The organism is Flavobacterium sp. PLA-1-15, from assembly GCF_049060005.1.
Classification (GTDB): Bacteria; Bacteroidota; Bacteroidia; order Flavobacteriales; family Flavobacteriaceae; genus Flavobacterium.
Genome location: NZ_JBMGQS010000011.1, coordinates 1 through 16,288, shown reverse-complemented (window position 1 = coordinate 16,288; position 16,288 = coordinate 1). Strand labels below are relative to the sequence as shown.

Annotated in this window: 20 protein-coding genes and 1 tRNA gene; 7 read left to right on the top strand and 14 right to left on the bottom strand. The window is 35.8% G+C overall.

Going from position 1 to position 16,288, the window contains the following annotated elements; translation table 11 throughout:
* Position 1: 1 nt before the first annotated feature.
* Positions 2-1,249, bottom strand: a complete 1,248-nt coding sequence (locus ACI6PS_RS08490; RefSeq protein WP_421012126.1) for an ABC transporter permease — start codon at positions 1,247-1,249, stop codon at positions 2-4.
* Positions 1,242-1,943 (bottom strand): ABC transporter ATP-binding protein, encoded by a 702-nt coding sequence (locus tag ACI6PS_RS08485; protein WP_421012125.1) that lies wholly within the window; start codon positions 1,941-1,943, stop codon positions 1,242-1,244. The genes ACI6PS_RS08490 and ACI6PS_RS08485 overlap by 8 nt, the downstream gene beginning before the upstream one ends.
* Positions 1,944-2,283: 340 nt before the next feature.
* Here ACI6PS_RS08485 and ACI6PS_RS08480 point away from each other — a divergent pair, with 340 nt between their 5' ends.
* Positions 2,284-3,681 carry a DUF4403 family protein gene (locus tag ACI6PS_RS08480; RefSeq protein ID WP_421012124.1) on the top strand — a complete coding sequence of 466 codons (1,398 nt, stop codon included), beginning with the start codon at positions 2,284-2,286 and terminating at the stop codon, positions 3,679-3,681.
* A gap of 3 nt (positions 3,682-3,684) precedes the next feature.
* On the opposite strand, the gene ACI6PS_RS08475 is transcribed toward ACI6PS_RS08480, so the two are convergent.
* The 8 genes from ACI6PS_RS08475 to cyoE form a co-directional block, all read right to left on the bottom strand.
* Positions 3,685-3,945 (bottom strand): hypothetical protein, encoded by a 261-nt coding sequence (locus ACI6PS_RS08475; RefSeq protein WP_421012123.1) that lies wholly within the window; start codon positions 3,943-3,945, stop codon positions 3,685-3,687.
* Positions 3,935-4,483 (bottom strand): DUF420 domain-containing protein, encoded by a 549-nt coding sequence (locus tag ACI6PS_RS08470; protein ID WP_421012122.1) that lies wholly within the window; start codon positions 4,481-4,483, stop codon positions 3,935-3,937. Before ACI6PS_RS08470 ends, ACI6PS_RS08475 begins: the two co-directional genes overlap by 11 nt.
* A gap of 2 nt (positions 4,484-4,485) precedes the next feature.
* The gene (locus tag ACI6PS_RS08465) at positions 4,486-5,166 is read right to left on the bottom strand and encodes an SCO family protein (protein WP_421012196.1); all 681 of its coding nucleotides are present in this window, start codon (positions 5,164-5,166) and stop codon (positions 4,486-4,488) included.
* A gap of 11 nt (positions 5,167-5,177) precedes the next feature.
* A complete protein-coding gene (locus tag ACI6PS_RS08460) occupies positions 5,178-5,825 on the bottom strand; it encodes a hypothetical protein (protein WP_421012121.1) in 648 nt (215 codons plus the stop codon).
* Between the two features lie 78 nt (positions 5,826-5,903).
* Positions 5,904-6,254 carry a cytochrome C oxidase subunit IV family protein gene (locus tag ACI6PS_RS08455; RefSeq protein ID WP_421012120.1) on the bottom strand — a complete coding sequence of 117 codons (351 nt, stop codon included), beginning with the start codon at positions 6,252-6,254 and terminating at the stop codon, positions 5,904-5,906.
* Positions 6,255-6,275: 21 nt separating this feature from the next.
* The gene (locus tag ACI6PS_RS08450; RefSeq protein ID WP_421012119.1) at positions 6,276-7,307 is read right to left on the bottom strand and encodes a cytochrome c oxidase subunit 3; all 1,032 of its coding nucleotides are present in this window, start codon (positions 7,305-7,307) and stop codon (positions 6,276-6,278) included.
* A 42-nt stretch (positions 7,308-7,349) separates the two neighbouring features.
* Positions 7,350-7,922: a cytochrome c oxidase subunit 3 gene (locus ACI6PS_RS08445; RefSeq protein ID WP_421012118.1), complete on the bottom strand. Its 573-nt coding sequence runs from the start codon at positions 7,920-7,922 to the stop codon at positions 7,350-7,352.
* 8 nt (positions 7,923-7,930) lie between these two features.
* Positions 7,931-8,833, bottom strand: a complete 903-nt coding sequence (cyoE, locus tag ACI6PS_RS08440; protein WP_421012195.1) for a heme o synthase — start codon at positions 8,831-8,833, stop codon at positions 7,931-7,933.
* A gap of 160 nt (positions 8,834-8,993) precedes the next feature.
* Between cyoE and ACI6PS_RS08435 the strand changes: the two genes are divergently transcribed.
* Positions 8,994-9,350, top strand: a complete 357-nt coding sequence (locus ACI6PS_RS08435; protein WP_421012117.1) for a heavy-metal-associated domain-containing protein — start codon at positions 8,994-8,996, stop codon at positions 9,348-9,350.
* 4 nt (positions 9,351-9,354) lie between these two features.
* Here ACI6PS_RS08435 and ACI6PS_RS08430 read toward each other — a convergent pair whose 3' ends face one another.
* From ACI6PS_RS08430 to ACI6PS_RS08415, 4 genes are all read right to left on the bottom strand, one after another.
* Positions 9,355-10,257 (bottom strand): hypothetical protein, encoded by a 903-nt coding sequence (locus ACI6PS_RS08430; RefSeq protein ID WP_421012116.1) that lies wholly within the window; start codon positions 10,255-10,257, stop codon positions 9,355-9,357.
* Positions 10,244-11,329, bottom strand: a complete 1,086-nt coding sequence (locus ACI6PS_RS08425; protein WP_421012115.1) for an RNA polymerase sigma factor — start codon at positions 11,327-11,329, stop codon at positions 10,244-10,246. The genes ACI6PS_RS08430 and ACI6PS_RS08425 overlap by 14 nt, the downstream gene beginning before the upstream one ends.
* 3 nt (positions 11,330-11,332) lie before the next feature.
* The gene (locus tag ACI6PS_RS08420) at positions 11,333-12,343 is read right to left on the bottom strand and encodes a hypothetical protein (RefSeq protein WP_421012114.1); all 1,011 of its coding nucleotides are present in this window, start codon (positions 12,341-12,343) and stop codon (positions 11,333-11,335) included.
* 165 nt (positions 12,344-12,508) lie between these two features.
* Positions 12,509-12,584, bottom strand: a tRNA-Phe gene (locus ACI6PS_RS08415).
* Between the two features lie 122 nt (positions 12,585-12,706).
* On the opposite strand from ACI6PS_RS08415, the gene ACI6PS_RS08410 reads away from it, so the two are divergent.
* The 5 genes from ACI6PS_RS08410 to ACI6PS_RS08390 all read left to right on the top strand — a co-directional run.
* Positions 12,707-13,441, top strand: coding sequence for a type III pantothenate kinase (locus ACI6PS_RS08410; RefSeq protein WP_421012113.1), 735 nt, complete (start codon positions 12,707-12,709; stop codon positions 13,439-13,441).
* Positions 13,434-14,699, top strand: a complete 1,266-nt coding sequence (locus tag ACI6PS_RS08405; protein WP_421012112.1) for a hypothetical protein — start codon at positions 13,434-13,436, stop codon at positions 14,697-14,699. The genes ACI6PS_RS08410 and ACI6PS_RS08405 overlap by 8 nt, the downstream gene beginning before the upstream one ends.
* Before the next feature lie 26 nt (positions 14,700-14,725).
* Positions 14,726-15,283, top strand: a complete 558-nt coding sequence (gene lptC, locus ACI6PS_RS08400; RefSeq protein WP_421012111.1) for an LPS export ABC transporter periplasmic protein LptC — start codon at positions 14,726-14,728, stop codon at positions 15,281-15,283.
* An 11-nt stretch (positions 15,284-15,294) separates the two neighbouring features.
* Positions 15,295-15,486: a hypothetical protein gene (locus ACI6PS_RS08395; protein WP_421012110.1), complete on the top strand. Its 192-nt coding sequence runs from the start codon at positions 15,295-15,297 to the stop codon at positions 15,484-15,486.
* 3 nt (positions 15,487-15,489) lie between these two features.
* On the top strand, positions 15,490-16,288 hold a 799-nt coding region (locus tag ACI6PS_RS08390; protein WP_421012109.1), incomplete at its 3' end, for a CNNM domain-containing protein.

Genomic DNA, 16,288 nt, shown 5'->3' with positions numbered 1-16,288 from the left:
ATTATTCGTCTCTAAGTGCTACAATCGGTTTAATTTTTGCCGCTTTATAAGCCGGAACAAATCCAGCAAAACCACCGGCAACGGTCAGTAATATCACAGTTGTCAGTGCTATATTGAAGTCAACTTCAGGATGAGAGAAAAAGTCACTTTCAATCATCGGTCCGACTCCCGCCCAAAGCAACAATCCCATCAAGAGGCCTATAAATCCAGAAATTAAAGTAATGAAAACTGATTCCTGTAAAACCATTATGATGATTGAAGCAGGGGAAGCTCCCAAAGCTTTTCGTATTCCAATTTCCTTTGTTCGTTCTTTTACTACGATAAGCATAATATTTCCTACACCGACAACTCCTGCAATAATGGTTAAAACCCCAACAAACCAAAAGAAGCCTTGAATAATGTCGGTCATTTTATATATTTTTTTTGCTTCTTCTAAGGAGTTATTGATGTAAAGTGCGGATTCGTCATCTGGTGCAATATCGTGTCTTTCTCTTAATACTTTTCCAAGTTGGTCGGTAAATTTTTTAGATTCTGCAACGGCTTTATTAAAATCGGTATTTTTAGGCATCGTAAAGGCCAAACTCCTGATAGTATCTCCAGCACTGTATGCTTTTTGTGCTGTTGATATTGGAATAAAAACACGACTCTCTTCACGTTCTCCTCCAGGATCTTTAAAAATGCCCACTACTTTATAAATCATTCCCGATATGTTGATACGTTCTCCCAACGCTTTTTTTCCGTTTTTAAATAAATCAGTGGCAACCTTTTTACCAATTACGGCTGTCTTTTCAAAATTTTGAATATCCCTAAAATTAACGAAACGACCTTCAATTATTGAAGCATTTTCAATAAACTGATAATCAGGATTGACTCCCTCAACACGATAGGTTCCGGTTTCTTTTCCGTAAGTTATATTTCCGCTCCAAACAGAGTAAATGGCCGATTTCTTGTCAATAAGGTCTTCGTATTTTTGAGTTACAATTTCGTAATCCCTGTTTTTTAAGACAGTCGGACGTCCAATTCCCAAACCTTTGTACTCTTTCTGGGTAACGCCCGGCCAAATAGAAATTCGATTTGTTGCATCTTGCGCAAACTGATTTTGAATTCCGTTTTGGATTCCTCTTCCAGCCCCAAGAAGGATTACTAGGATGAAAATTCCAGACGCGACAGAAACTCCAGTAAGAAAAGTACGCAACTTGTTCTTGCTGATTGCTTCAAAAATTTCCTGCCAGCGCTCGATATTAAACATTTGCGGTAACTCTTTGTTGGGTGATGTATTTGTCTTCTACGATTAATCCGTCTCGAAGGATTACGTTTCGTTTGCACATTGCGGCAATGTCCGGTTCGTGTGTTACGATGAGGATTGTTTTACCTTCGTCATTGATACCCTGGATAAGTTCCATTACTTCGTAGGAAGTTTTGGTGTCCAATGCTCCCGTTGGCTCATCGGCCAAAAGCACTTTTGGTTGTGAAGCCAAGGCTCTTGCAATGGCGACACGCTGCTTTTGTCCACCTGATAGTTCGTTTGGCAAGTGATGCGAATGCGAACCAAGACCTACTTTTTGCAAATAACTCATCGCAATTTCGGTTCTTTCCTTGCTTTTGATACCTTGATAATATAATGGAAGCGCAACATTATCCAACGCCGATTTGTAATTGATAAGGTTGAAGGATTGAAAAACGAACCCTAAAAATTTATTTCGATATTGTGAAGCAAGTGTTTCGTTAAGGTTTTTGATGGGAACGCCATCCAAAGTGTAGGATCCAGAATCGGCTTCGTCAAGAATTCCAAGGATATTCAAAAGAGTTGATTTTCCTGAACCAGATGAACCCATGATGGCTACCAATTCGCCCTCTTTTACACTGAAATTAATTCCTTTTAAAACGTGCAGTTCTGATTTTCCTGTTTGGTAGGATTTATGAAGGTCTTTGATTTCAATCATCTTAGGGTAATTTTGAGGGCAATATTACTTATTTGAAAAATGGGTTTGTAATAAAAATCTGTTAATACTTTAATTACAAGCTTTCTATTAAGACGTGAAAAATCGTGAAATGTTACATTTTACAGCCAGTTTTTTTTTGAAATGTTTCCAAAAGTGATATGGAATGTTTTCTAGCCCCGACTGGAGGGAAAATCCTTTTTTGTTTTTTCTTTAAAAACAAAAAAGATTGGAAGGAAGGCGGGAAAATGGATTGAACAGATGCCTGAATGATTCGCTCTAAATTATTATGATTTATATTTTGCAATTCTCTAATTTTACCGTTTTAAAAACATCAATCAAAATGCTTACAATCAGATATTTTTTACTTTCGATAATTTCATTCTTACTATTCTCGGCTTGTTCTTCGACCCAGAAAATTGAGGCTTTGAAACCTGAACCGGATGACGCGACGCCGTTGATTTATGATAATCAGCCATCGTTTATTAGTATGCCGATTACGATAAAAATCAAGGATATTGAAAACCAGACGAACAAGTTGATGAACGGTTTGATTTATGAAGACAATAAGATTGAAGACGATGATTATGAGGTGAAAATCTGGAAACAAGCGCCGATTTCGGTTGAAAATGTGGGCGGAAAAATCAAGACGGTTTTGCCTTTGAAAGCGTATGTGAAATACAGAATTGGAACCGATAGACTCGGAATTGCCCTTTATGAAACGAAAGAATTCAACTTTAACGGCGTTGTAACGTTGATGAGTGAGGTGGCTTTGACGAATTGGAAACTGAAAACCAATACCGAATTCAAATCGGTGGATTGGAAGGAAAGTCCGTCGATGAATATTTTAGGAAAAAACGTCCCGATTACGTATGCCATCAATCCTGCCATCAAACTTTTTAAATCGAAAATAGAGAAGAGTATTGACGATGCGATTCAGAAGTCGTTGGATTTTAAGCCGAATGTATTGGATGCTTTGGAGAAAATCTGTACGCCAACGGAAATGAATGCCGAATACGAAAGCTGGTTGCGAATTGTTCCGGTTGAATTGTATACAACGGAAGCGGTTTTGAAAGGGCAAACCATCAACATGCATATGGGTTTGAAATGTACGATTGAAACTTTGGTTGGACAAAAACCCGCGAATAAATTTGACAGAAATAAGATTGTGTTGAAACCTGTTTCCAAAATGCCGGATAATATTACGGCAAATATCGTAGCCGTTTCGACTTATCAGGATGCTTCAAAAGTGATTACGAAGAATTTTCAAGGTCAAGAATTTGGTTCGGGTAGCAAGAAAGTCAAAGTAATGAATGTGTCGCTTTGGCACAAAAACGACAAGATGGTTATAGCTTTAGATTTAACAGGAAGCTTGAATGGAACGGTTTACCTGACCGGTTTTCCGCAATATAATGAAGCAACGAAAGAGATTTATTTTGACAAATTGGATTATGCAATTGACACTAAAAGCAAGTTGATTCGAACGGCAAATTGGTTGGCTTCGGGAATGATTTTAAAGAAAATGGAAGAAAGCTGTCGTTACTCCATCAAACCAAATTTGGATGAAGGAAAACAAACAATGCTGAAATATATGAGCAATTTTTCGCCGATGCCGGGTGTTTTTGTAAACGGCAAAATGGGCGATATTGTTTTTAAGGAAGTGCAATTGACGAACAAGGCAATTATTGCTTTCCTATCTGTAAATGGCGAAGTGAATGTTACGGTTGATGGCTTGAAATAAAAATCAAGCCTTCTTTTTCTGTCTTGTTCGGTAGATTACGTAGCCTAAAATTCCGACCAAAACATAAGGGAAGGCCATTAAATAGACGATTCCGTCGTTTACGGCTTCGGCTTTTACACCGCCTTCTTCGGTTTCCAAAACCGCACGACACATCGCGCATTGGGCGTTTGAATTCAGTGAAAAGAAGAAAGAAGCAAGAAGAAAGAATGCTCCAGTTGCTACTTTTGGCTTTTGGCTTCTGACTTTTGACTTATTAGTGTACATAGTAAGGAGATATCATTAGATAAACAATAACGCCCGTTACGGCAACATATAACCAAAGCGGATAGGTAATTCTTGCGAGTTTTCTATGCTTGTCAAAACGTTCTGCCAAAGCCCTTACATAAGTGATCAATACAAATGGAATGATTATTACAGAAAGGACAATATGGGTTATCAGGATAAAATAGTAAATGTATTTGATAACTCCTTCTCCTCCAAATTTTGTTGAGTCAGCTGTCATGTGATAGGCAACATACATTCCTAGAAAAGCTACCGAACATCCGATGGCTATTTTCATTAAATTTTCATGCAATTGTCTTTTTCCATTTTTGATGGCCCAAACACCCGCAACCAAAAGAACAGCCGTTAGCCCGTTGATACTTGCGTAAATAGGAGGTAGGAAAGAGAGTGGTGCAACATCATATCCAAAATCTTTTAGCTTTACGCCAAACAAAATCGCCACTATCAGAGGTATTGCTACTGATAGAATGATGATCCATTTCCTGTATTTTAACTCAACCGCGTTTAAATTGCTTTCCATTTTTATTCTTCTAATAATAATTTAATATCTTCTTTTAAAGCTTTGATTCCTTTTTCTTCTAATCCGTCGTAATATAAAATCGGGTTTCCAAATTCATCTTCACGGCATCTGATGTTTCCGTTTTTATCAATCAAGGCAAACATTCCAGAGTGTTCAAAACCACCATTTGCTTTTGCATTTTCTCCAGCATACATGTTGAAGCCTTTGTTTGCAATTTCATAGATGTAATCCTTGTCGCCTGTTAGGAAATGCCAGTTTGTTGATTTTACTCCCAGTTCCTCTGCATGTTTTTTTAGTACTTCGGCAGTATCCGTTGCTGGATTGATGGTAATGGAAGCAATTCCGAAATTATTGTTTCCCATAAACTCATCTTGAATGGTCTTTAGATTGGCATTCATTTTTGGGCAAATGGTAGGGCAGGTCGAGAAGAAAAACTCCAACACATATACTTTTCCATTATAAGTTGCATTGGAAACCTGCTTATTGTCCTGATTGGTCAATAGAAACTTCGGCGCAGGTCCAATTTTTTCCAAACCGCTTTCTTTGTGCGAGTTCACAGTATTCAATCGGTCGCCTTTTACAACGTCGTTGTTTTTTACGCGTTCTACGATGTTCGGAACCACAATAATTCCAAAAATCAAGATGATGAGCGATACCCAGATGTATGATTTGTTTTTCAAAATAAGTAGTTTAATTATATTTTGCGAGAAGCGTTATTGTTCTTTTTTAATGCAGCTCTGTATTCGTAAAGGATGATCTTGAAGTCGTCTAGCATTTCGTTGCTCAATTCTGAAATATGGAAAGTGCTGTAGCCTTCCTTGTATTCTTTTTCGTCCTGTAGTTTTCGTCCTCTAAGATTACGTTCCTTGTCAACGATGTAAACATTCGGTGTGCCCAAATTTTCATCGAGCTTTTCGCGTAATTTCATTTGATCATAGAAAGCCTGAATTTCAAGCGGCGTTGCAAATACAAATTTCCAATGAGAGATGTCTGAAATTTTACCCAGTTCAGTTTGGATATAGGCAACATCTTTTTCAGTACCAACAGGACATATCGTAACAAACTGCAAATCATTGAACTTATGATAGCGTTCGTATATTTTTTGATTAAGATTGAAATAATTCCCTCTGTTCTTTAATATTTCGCTTCCAGAAAAGCCTAAAACTGTAATTTTTTTGTCTAAAGAGACACTTTCGCCATCAAGGGTTTTCCAATTGCCCAAATCTTGTATTTTCGGAGTAAGAGTTGGTAATTTTGAAAAAGTATTCACACCAGATGCAAAAAACATATAGGCAACGATGGGCAAAACAAACAACGTAAAAAGAACTATGTTTTTTTTCATTTTGGGATTGAAATTATTGTAGTGCAAAAATAAAAAAAGGAACGCAAAGCGTCCCTTTTTTTGTGAATTAATATGATGTTAAAAATTCCATTTGATCGTGGCATTTTTAAAAACCTCATAGATATAATCAGCTTCAACCAAAAGGATGAAAACCAGATATAAGATTAGGAATACTAATGGAGCAACTACTGACCATTTCATACTGCTTTTTTCGCCTTCCATGTGCATAAAAGCCCAAACGATATAGTATGCTTTATAGATCGTCAATAGGATAAAGATCCAGTTCAATAAATTCATTGAAAGGAGGTTGTTCATGTGCAAAGCTTCTGGTTTGAAGATACCCAAAGCAACCTCTATTATTGTTACAACGGATAGAATTCCGAAAACTACCCAAATTCTTTTTGTATTAGAAACGTGATCGTGTGCCATAATAATTTGCTATTTTGAAAATTAAACTAGGTAGAAGAATGTAAATACAAATACCCAAACTAAATCTACGAAGTGCCAGTAAAGACCAACTTTTTCAACCATTTCGTAGCTTCTTCTTTTTTCGTAAGTACCAAGAATCACATTAAAGAAGATGATGATGTTGATGATCACTCCAGAAAATACGTGGAATCCGTGGAAACCTGTAATGAAGAAGAAGAAATCAGCAAACAATTTGCTTCCGTATTCATTTCTTGTCAAGTTAGCTCCTTCAACAACGTAATGAGCATTTGCCAACATTGCTTCAGATTCTGCTCTTGTAAGGATTGATTTTTGCTTCTTTTTTTCGTTTAAAGTTGGATGAAGTCTTTTGTCGGCTTTTTGAGCTTCAGTACCTTCGTAAATAACTTCAGTTCTAATCAATAATTCAGGATGTGCTTTGAATCCGGCTTGAACTTCGGCAACTGAATAAGTTGGTAAAGATCCTTCGCTAGAAAACCAAATTCCTTTATCTCTAGTGTCTTGAACTCTATCTTCTGGAAGAATTGCTGCAAAATCCTGCAAAGCCACTCTTTTCCCTGTTGCATCAACAAACTGTAATAAGCTTCCGCCTTTTGTTTCAACGGCTCCATATTGTCCTTTGATGAAGTTTTTCCACTCCCAAGCTTGAGAACCAACGAATATCAAACCTCCAATGATGGTAAGGAACATGTAGAATGCCACTTTGCTTTTCTTTAATTGGTGTCCTGCGTCAACAGCCAAAACCATTGTTACAGATGAGAAAATCAAAATAAAGGTCATCAATGCCACATAATACATTGGTGCATCAACCCCGTGCATAAAAGGAAAGTGATTAAAAACTTCGTCTGGCAAAGGCCAAGTTTCTATAAATTTAAATCTAGAAAAACCGTATGCGGCAAGAAATCCAGAAAAGGTTAAAGCATCCGATACGATGAAAAACCACATCATCAATTTACCGTAGCTGGCTCCCATTGGCTCATTTCCGCCACCCCAAGTTTTACCTTCGCTTTTTGCAGTAGTAACTGTCGTTCCCATAAAATTAATTCGTTAAAAAGTTCCCAAATTTACGTTTTTTTCTTATTTAAAGAAATATAAAAATAAAAACAAATACAGCCATAGAAAATCAAGAAAGTGCCAAAACATCGCACCTAGCTCTAATCCAAGGGTTTGACCTGATTTGTACTTTTGTTTAAAATGATTATAAATTACAACTAAAATTGAAATTAAACCTCCTGCAAGATGTGCAAGGTGTACCACCACTACAATGTACAAGAAAGAAGTAGTTACAGTACTGGTAGGTCCAGTTGGGTATAATCCCATTCCGATTAGTTCTTTAAAGCCTTCAAATTGCAATATTACAAAACCAACTGCCAATACTAATGTTGCTAATAAAAGCCAAGTTGTAGTGCTTCTCTGGTCCTTTTCGATTGCTTTTTTTGCAAGATGAAAAGTCAAACTGCTGATCAAGATGGCAACTGTGCTGTAGATGAATGCGGCCGGCATTTCAAAACTTTTCCAATCTGCTCTTGATTTACTCACGACATAAGCACTCGTTAATCCAGCAAAAACCATAATCATACTGATCATTGCAAACCACAGAAGCAGTTTTTTTGAACGAGCATTTTTGTCGTTATGTTCTTGAAATGTCATTTGATTTGTCATCGTAAAAATTTATCTAGAATATAAACAATCTGTAATAGAGTAATGTAGGAAACACTAACAAGCATCAATGTTTTGGCTGCTTTGGCGGTTCTTACTTTGTATAATTTCACTGCGTATACTAGCATCCAAACACCCAATAAAAGAACAAATACCCCTGAAAGTGGCGTCAAATAAAGTCTTCCTGTGTAGCCTAAAACAGGAAGCAAGGAAGCTCCTGTCAGCCAAACGGTATATAATATGGTTTGGAGTGCTGTTGTTTTGTCTCTTTTTCCTGTTGGAAGCATAAAAAATCCAGCCTTTTCATAATCTTCGTACAAAAACCATCCGATTGACCAAAAGTGTGGGAATTGCCAGAAAAACTGAATTAAAAACAAAGTTCCGGCTTCTATTCCAAAATCATTTGTAGCGGCAACCCAGCCCAACATAAAAGGAATTGCTCCGGGAATTGCTCCAACAAAAACAGATAATGAAGTAACTGTTTTTAATGGAGTGTAAGCACTTGTGTAAAGAAATATCGAAATCGCACCAAACATTGCTGTTTTTGGATTGATATTATATAAAATCGCAAGTCCGATAACGGTTAAGATACAAGCAATTACAAATGCAGTAGTGGTTGACATTCTTTCGGCAGGAATTGGACGATTTTTTGTTCGGTCCATCAACTTGTCGAGGTCTTTTTCAATGATTTGATTGAAGGCGTTTGAAGCGCCAACCATGCAATAACCACCAATGGCCAGCATGATTAAAGTAATCCAGCTTGAAGAGTTGAATTCAAAAACACCAAGAAGATATCCGGCCAACGACGAAAAAACAACGCTAACCGCCAATCCTGCTTTAGTGATTTCTTTGAAATCAGTAAAAATAGATTTGAGTGAAAGTGTATTTTGCGTAGCGTTCAAGGCTTTCATTTGGTTTTTTAAAACTTTTGCAAAGATACTTTTTCAAATGTGAACTGACAAAAAAAGAAATCATAAAATATGGGTTTTTAAAGCCGATTTTGATAGAATTGCTAATATGTAGTCGAGATTATTATATTTGTGAGAAATTAAACGATCAAATATGAAATTCTTCAAACAAATTTTCTTGGTTCTTGTGATGATGTTGTGTTCTAATTTGGTATCTGCACAAAAGCAGAAAACAATAGAAAAGGTATTGATCAAAACCAATATTTACTGCAACCATTGTGCGAAATGTGAAACCTGTGGAGAAAAGTTCCAGAAAGTCTTGCTTCGTGAAAAAGGAATCCAAATGGTGACTGTGGATGAAAAAGAAATGACAATTGAGGTGGTTTACAATACCAAAAAGACGGATTTGACCAAAGTAAAAACCGCCATCACAAAATTAGGTTATGATGCTGATGATATGCTGGCAGACGCTGTTGCCTATGAAGGTTTGGATAATTGCTGTAAAAAGTAATCGGCTACAACTTATAAATCAACTGCAATAAACCTCTTTTTTCTGTGAATTTATTTTCGCTTTTGAAAGCTTGATTTTTGTCGTCTTTGTTTTTAAAAACCAAATGATTGGATTGTCCAAAATCAAAATGAAGAGCAACCGAAATGTGCTCCGAAAATGCATATTGCAATTCTAGCAAATAGCCAACTTGTATAGCCTCGGTTTTAAAAGTTTGCATTTCATCAAATTTTAAAGGCAATTCTCCTGATGAACCTAAAAAGTTTGTCTTGTAATTACTGGTGCTTACAAATCCGCCAATTGAAGGTGTGAATTTTCCAATTTGATAATAAAATTGAATCGGTATCTGGAATTGAAAATGCTTGCTATCAATCGAGTGAAAAAGTTTTGGTTCGTTCCTTTCGGTAAAATAATAACCGTTCAGTTTGCTGTCGTTTTGCTGTGCGTTGAATGAAAACGGACTCATCCAATATAATCCGTCCAATCCAATTCCGACAGAAAAATCCGAATCTAAGATTGTTTTTCTTGTCCAAATTCCAATACCAATTCCGGTGCTTATTGGAGCATCCATTTCTTTGAACAGGCTATTGTCGGCCATTCCAAGATGAAATTTTCCTCCAAAAAACCAGCTTTTGCTTTTTTGTCTATCAGCTCTTTTCTTATCTGTAATCAAAACAAGCGTGTCAACGGGAATTTCAACAACCACTCCGTTGCTAGTGAGTTCAAGCTTGTCTTTTTTATTTTCTTCCGAAATAAAAACAGCCTTGTCAATTTTGGTAAACGGTCTTTCTATAAAAACTGTGTCGCGCACGATGATTTCTTCGTAAACATAAACGGTATCAACCTTTGATTGAGAAAAAACTAAATTGGAAAGTACTAAAAGAAGAATTGAAATTTTATTTCGTAACATACACGGTATCTTTCTTTATGATTTGTTTTTTGATGACCACCACTTTTTTCGGTTCATCTTTTGCGGAATCAATTTGAGTTGTGGCAACCACGGCTTCGGATTTTTTCTGAATTTTTTCTTTCTTGACAATGATTTTTTTCGGTTCCGAAATTATCTTCTCTTGAATGATTTCAACTGTTTTTTCTTTATCGATTATCGAATCTGTACTCGGAACGATTGATGTTTCCGGTTCTTTTTTATCTTCGATTATGAATTCGTTTTCTTTTGGAGAAACCGTTGAAGAATTGAAATTAGATACATAAATCAAAGTTCCAATTACGCAAATCGATATTGTTGCGATTGCAATTTTTGTAGCAAAAACAGTTTTGGTCAAGCCGATAAAATGATTTGGGATTTGAATTTCTTTTGGTTTGAATTCAAAAGTTTTTTGCGGTTCGATTTCGAAACTTTCAAATTGATTTCGGTAGAAATTGCCAAACATTTGGTTTCCAAATCCAAGAAAAAACAGAAAAGCAACACGACGTCTCTTTTTCTCGTCAACCGGTCTTCCTTTTATTTTTTCCAATAAAAAAGCTTGGATTGATTTTCGGGCTCTCGACAAATGGGATTTTGATGTTCCAACCGAAATGCTCAAGGCATTGCTTATTTCGTTGTGCGAAAATTGATCAATCACATACATGTTGAAAACCGATTTATGATGCTCGGGAAGCTTGTCAATCGCTTCTAAAATATCGTTTCGGTCCAAATCGGAAGAAAGAAGAAGGCTCTTGTTGTCTATTTCTAATGTATTCATAATCGTGGTAGCATCGATAATTTCATAATCTTGATCGGTTGAAAAATTAATCTTTTTGGCATCTTTCAAATGGTGGAGCGCCATATTGATTACAATCCTGCTGAGCCAGCCGTTCAATGCATTTTTATCTTTTAGTGTATCTTCTTTTTGAATGGCAACCATAAAAGAATCCTGAATAATGTCTTCGGCGGTCGCAATGTCTTTTATATACCTGCGGCAAATCCCCAAGAGTTTTGGGGATGTGCTGGTGTAAATTCTATTCCAATCAAGGTTGTTCATCGTTTAATTTTGTACTACAAAAACAGATTGAAAAGAGCCGTCGCCGTTTGGTAATTCCATTGTCTGAACTCCGTTTATTGTCAGGTAGCTTATGAAACTATCAATTCCAATATGTGTAATTTTGTAAAGATTGTCGTTCAGTACTGTGAAATCTTTAATTCCGCCAGTATTTGTTGGCCCTTCTTGGTACAGAATCCCGTTTTTAAATATATTGCCAGCATCACTAAGGTATAGATTGCCATTGTCAAAAACAATATTTGAAATTCCGTTTGATGCAGAAGAAATTGTTGTGCCAGAATTAGTAGTTATGTTTTTGTAATAGTTGGTTCCGTCTAGTGTTCCGTATACATATATATCATTGTTGTTTACCGCAATTCCATTTAAAATTGAGTTTGGAATTTCATTAAAAACACCATTTGCATAATAACCATCAATTTGTCCGGTAGTATTCACGTTGTCGCTGTTTGTTCCGGTAATGTAAACATTATTGTTTGCTATTTTGATCTTGGCTTGGTTTTGTGCATATCCTCCATAGTGATGCACTAATGTCGGCACATTATTTTTCCAATAGTAAAGACTGTAATCTTCAAAATCTATGATCGTTTTCTTGGTATATCCTACAAAATAAACATCGTTGCCTACAATTTCAAAATCGGTAATGCTGGTTACTTGTTCGGCATCTGTGCTTAAGCTTGTCCTTAAATTGGTAAGTACGCCATTTTTCCAAAACATCGGAACAGCTTGCAAAAGATTGGTATTGGCGCCAATACCTAAAACATAAACGTCATCGTTAACGACTACAATTTTGTTGGCAACTGGTCCATCGATTCCTCCAGATTCCAATAATACAGGCTGATTGTTTTTCCAATAACAAGCCTGATTGTCTTTTTGCCCGGCTACATAAACATCAACAGGTTGAATTGTTGTAGTTAGAGATTCTGAAACCAAGTCAGAACTACATGAGGTTTGCAATAAGCTACATAATAGAATACATGCGAGTAAAACTTTTTTCATAATAAAAATAATTTTGGGTTAATATACTTTATTTTATGATAAGAGTGAAAAAAGTAAAGTGGTTGCAGTAAAAAAGAAAAATATTTTTTGAAATATTTTAAAAAGAGAAACTTACGATGGAAAAGATTGTAAAAACAAAAAACCCGAATATTGCTATTCGGGTTTTGGTGGTGCCTCCAGGGATCGAACCAGGGACACATGGATTTTCAGTCCATTGCTCTACCATCTGAGCTAAGGCACCTTTACAATTTTGAGCATTACTGCTTGTTGATTGCGGGTGCAAATATAGAAGCTTTTTTGAGTTATCCAAAATATTTTTTTAAAAAAATGAATTCGTAACTTCGCAACTTCAATCTTTGATGTATGATTTTAACTGTCGATGTAGGGAATACCAGAATTAAAAGTGCTGTTTTTGAGAAGAGTATAATCTTGGAGCAATTTGTTTTTGATAAAAAAGAACTTCAAAAAAAAATTGAAATTATTTTAAAAAAGTATCCAAAAACAACCGATTTGGTGGTGGCATCCGTTGGAAATGTTTCAAAAGATGATTTTCTGGCATTCGGAGAAGACATAAAAATCAACTTTATTACTCATCAGGATGTCTTTCCTTTTCAAAATCGTTATGAAACGCCTCATACTTTAGGGATAGACAGGATGGTTTTGTCGGCTGGTGCGGTTTTGGAATTTCCCAATCAAAATCGTTTAGTGATTGACGCTGGAACTTGTATTACCTATGACTTTATTGATGATGAAGATAATTATCTTGGTGGCGCCATTTCTCCAGGAATCCGACTTCGATATGAATCGTTACACAATTACACTGCAAAACTGCCTTTGCTTACCATTGAAAACCCGGAAGATTTCATTGGAGATTCGACCAATCAGGCTATTCATTCCGGCGTAGTGAACGGTGTTGTAAATGAAATCGACGGCTTCATCAATCAGTATAAGGAGCGATATTCAAAATTTACCATAATTTTAACTGGTGGCGACGCAGTTTTTTTGGCTAAACGATTAAAAAATACCATATTTGCCAATTCAAATTTCCTTCTAGAAAGTTTGAACCATACATTTCAATATAAAATCAAAAATGATTAAAAAAGTTATTGCCAGCATCTGTTTGTTGTTTTCAATGGGGACATTTGCACAAGAGGGAACTTCATCACCATATTCATTCTACGGAATTGGAGATGTAAAATTCAAAGGAAATGTCGAAAATCGTTCGATGGGTGGCTTGAATGTTTTTTCTGACAGCTTGCATATAAATTTGCAAAATCCTGCAAGTTACGGGCAATTGAAATTTACTACATTTACATTAGGAGGAAGTTATAATACGTCTGAATTGAAAACAAATTCAGGAAATGGCAAAGCCAGAAGGACTACCATAGATTATTTAGCGTTAGGTTTCCCTATCAGCGAAAAATTTGGCGTAGGAGTAGGGTTAATGCCTTATTCATCTGTAGGCTATAAAATTCAAAATACTGAAACAATAGAAAATCCTTCAATAGTAAAAAGCAAACAGTTTTCAGGAACTGGTGGTGTAAACAGGGCTTTCTTTGGAGCTGGTTATAAGGTAAATTCAAATTTGAGAATCGGTGCTAATATTGATTATAATTTCGGTGAGATAGAAACTACGAGCTACGAGTTCTGGAACATCATTCAATATGGTTCTAGAGAGTTGAATCTTTCAACAATTCGCGGTATTAGTTTTAATACGGGTGCAATGTGGAACAAAAAGATAAACAAGAAATTAGATGTTTATGCTTCGTTGGTTTATACGCCAGAGAGTACATTAAGATTTTCAAATAAAAGAGATATTGCAGTTGTTAGGCCGGCAAATAATTCAGATCCTGTAGTGATTGGAGATCCTTCGATACAAAATGTAGCCGATACAAGATTGAAGTTGCCTTCAAAGTTGGCAATTGGTGCAGGTATTGGAGAAGCTAACAAATGGATGCTTGGAGCAGAATATACGTTTCAAAAATCTGGAAATTTTGCCAATAGATTTGAGGACATCACAAACGCCACCTACGAAAATTCATCGAAGTTAAGTGTTGGAGGATATTTTATTCCTGACTGGGATTCTTTTACGAGCTATATGAATAGAATGACGTATCGTGCAGGTTTAAGACATGAAAATACGGGCTTGATTGTAGCTGGTAAATCCATTAACGATACTGCATTAACATTAGGTCTAGGATTTCCTGTTTCAGGATCTTTCTCAAATATCAACTTAGGTTTTGAATATGGAAAAAGAGGAACTAAAGATCTTAATTTAGTTGAAGAAAACTACCTAAACCTTTCAGTGAGTTTGTCATTAAACGACAAATGGTTTGTGAAAAGAAAATACAACTAATTAAGTTCAATCTGCAAAAAAGCGATATGAAGTCAAAAACGAAAATAGTATTTTCATATACCATTGCATGTATTGCTTTCATTTTTACTGTGGGTTGCGAAAGCAATTTCAAAGGCGTGCAGAAGATTAATTTTTCAGAATTCAGTCCAAGCGGAGAAGCAGATTCCATTACCTTTAAATATACTGATTCCGGCAAAATAAAAGCCATTCTGAAAGGGAAAAAGATGCTTGATTACGCAACAGTTGAATATCCTTTTACTGAATTTCCAAAAGGCGTAGAGGTTACATTATACGATGGAAAAGGCAAACGAACTTTTGTAACTGCTAATCATGCCATGCAATTCAAAGGAACGGAAATCATCGATTTGGCAGGAGATGTAAAAATCAGAACCGAAGACAATCAATTGCTGGAAACAGAACAACTGTATTATGATCAAAAGAATTCTTGGTTTTTTACAGAGAAGAAATATAAATTTACAGCTCCTAAAGGAGTTTCATATGGAGAAGGAGTCGATTTCGACAAGGATTTCAAGGTAATGAATACTCAGAAATTTTCAGGTCAAATGGATCAATCCGAAGAATAAAAGAACATACAATGAAATACTTAAAGTTTACACAATACATCTACTTAGCATTTGCAGGATTTTTTATATACGACGGAATCATGAAACTTAATAGCGAGGAAACACCTTGGCTGAGTTTTATTATTGCGCTTGTAGCGATCTTTATGTTCTTTTTCAGAAGAAATTTTGCTAAAAAATTCGAAGACAGAAATCCAAATTCATAACTTATGGAAGTTAGTATTATAATTATTTGTTTAATACTATCGGCCTTTTTTTCTGGAATGGAAATAGCATATATTTCCTCCAATAAAGTCTATCTTGAAATCGAAAAAAAGCAAGATAACTTTCTCTCCAAAATACTTTCCAAGCTCACCGAAAATCCTTCAAAGTTTATTGCATCCATGCTCATAGGGAACAACTCGGCTTTGGTTGTGTATGGCTTTTTTATGTCAGAATTGATCATGAATAGGTTCATGTTTCCTGATTGGGCTTCATCAATCTGGATGATTCTCTTTATTCAAATTATCATCTCATCAGCTTTAATCATCATTACATCTGAATTGTTCCCGAAAATTTTCTTTCAGATTTATGCCAATACTTTGATCAAGGCTTTGGCTATTCCGGCTTACATCTTCTATCAAATTTTTTATTATATCTCATCAGCAGTAATTTGGATTTCAGATATAATCCTGATGAAAATTTTTAAGATTAAGGACGATAACGAACAACTCTTGTTCAGTAAAATTGAGCTTGGAAACTATATTACTGAACAAATGAAAGCAGTTGAAGATCAGGAAGAGATAGATTCTGAAATTCAGATATTTCAAAATGCTTTGGAATTTTCCGGTGTAAAGGCACGCGATATAATGAATCCAAGAACGGAGATTGCTGCAGTGGAAATTCATGATACCGTAGAAGAATTAAAAGAAATGTTTATAGAAACCGGCTACTCAAAAATTTTGGTCTATCAGAATTCACTAGATGATATTATAGGATATGTGCATTCTTTTGAACTCTTCAAGAAAC

Coding starts and splice junctions, on each gene's coding strand:
- ACI6PS_RS08490 (WP_421012126.1), bottom strand. CDS start 1,249: ATGTTTAATATCGAGCGCTGGCAGGAAATTTTTGAAGCAATCAGCAAG.
- ACI6PS_RS08485 (WP_421012125.1), bottom strand. CDS start 1,943: ATGATTGAAATCAAAGACCTTCATAAATCCTACCAAACAGGAAAATCA.
- ACI6PS_RS08480 (WP_421012124.1), top strand. CDS start 2,284: ATGCTTACAATCAGATATTTTTTACTTTCGATAATTTCATTCTTACTA.
- ACI6PS_RS08475 (WP_421012123.1), bottom strand. CDS start 3,945: ATGTACACTAATAAGTCAAAAGTCAGAAGCCAAAAGCCAAAAGTAGCA.
- ACI6PS_RS08470 (WP_421012122.1), bottom strand. CDS start 4,483: ATGGAAAGCAATTTAAACGCGGTTGAGTTAAAATACAGGAAATGGATC.
- ACI6PS_RS08460 (WP_421012121.1), bottom strand. CDS start 5,825: ATGAAAAAAAACATAGTTCTTTTTACGTTGTTTGTTTTGCCCATCGTT.
- ACI6PS_RS08455 (WP_421012120.1), bottom strand. CDS start 6,254: ATGGCACACGATCACGTTTCTAATACAAAAAGAATTTGGGTAGTTTTC.
- ACI6PS_RS08450 (WP_421012119.1), bottom strand. CDS start 7,307: ATGGGAACGACAGTTACTACTGCAAAAAGCGAAGGTAAAACTTGGGGT.
- ACI6PS_RS08445 (WP_421012118.1), bottom strand. CDS start 7,922: ATGACATTTCAAGAACATAACGACAAAAATGCTCGTTCAAAAAAACTG.
- ACI6PS_RS08435 (WP_421012117.1), top strand. CDS start 8,994: ATGAAATTCTTCAAACAAATTTTCTTGGTTCTTGTGATGATGTTGTGT.
- ACI6PS_RS08430 (WP_421012116.1), bottom strand. CDS start 10,257: ATGTTACGAAATAAAATTTCAATTCTTCTTTTAGTACTTTCCAATTTA.
- ACI6PS_RS08425 (WP_421012115.1), bottom strand. CDS start 11,329: ATGAACAACCTTGATTGGAATAGAATTTACACCAGCACATCCCCAAAA.
- ACI6PS_RS08420 (WP_421012114.1), bottom strand. CDS start 12,343: ATGAAAAAAGTTTTACTCGCATGTATTCTATTATGTAGCTTATTGCAA.
- ACI6PS_RS08410 (WP_421012113.1), top strand. CDS start 12,707: ATGATTTTAACTGTCGATGTAGGGAATACCAGAATTAAAAGTGCTGTT.
- ACI6PS_RS08405 (WP_421012112.1), top strand. CDS start 13,434: ATGATTAAAAAAGTTATTGCCAGCATCTGTTTGTTGTTTTCAATGGGG.
- lptC (WP_421012111.1), top strand. CDS start 14,726: ATGAAGTCAAAAACGAAAATAGTATTTTCATATACCATTGCATGTATT.
- ACI6PS_RS08395 (WP_421012110.1), top strand. CDS start 15,295: ATGAAATACTTAAAGTTTACACAATACATCTACTTAGCATTTGCAGGA.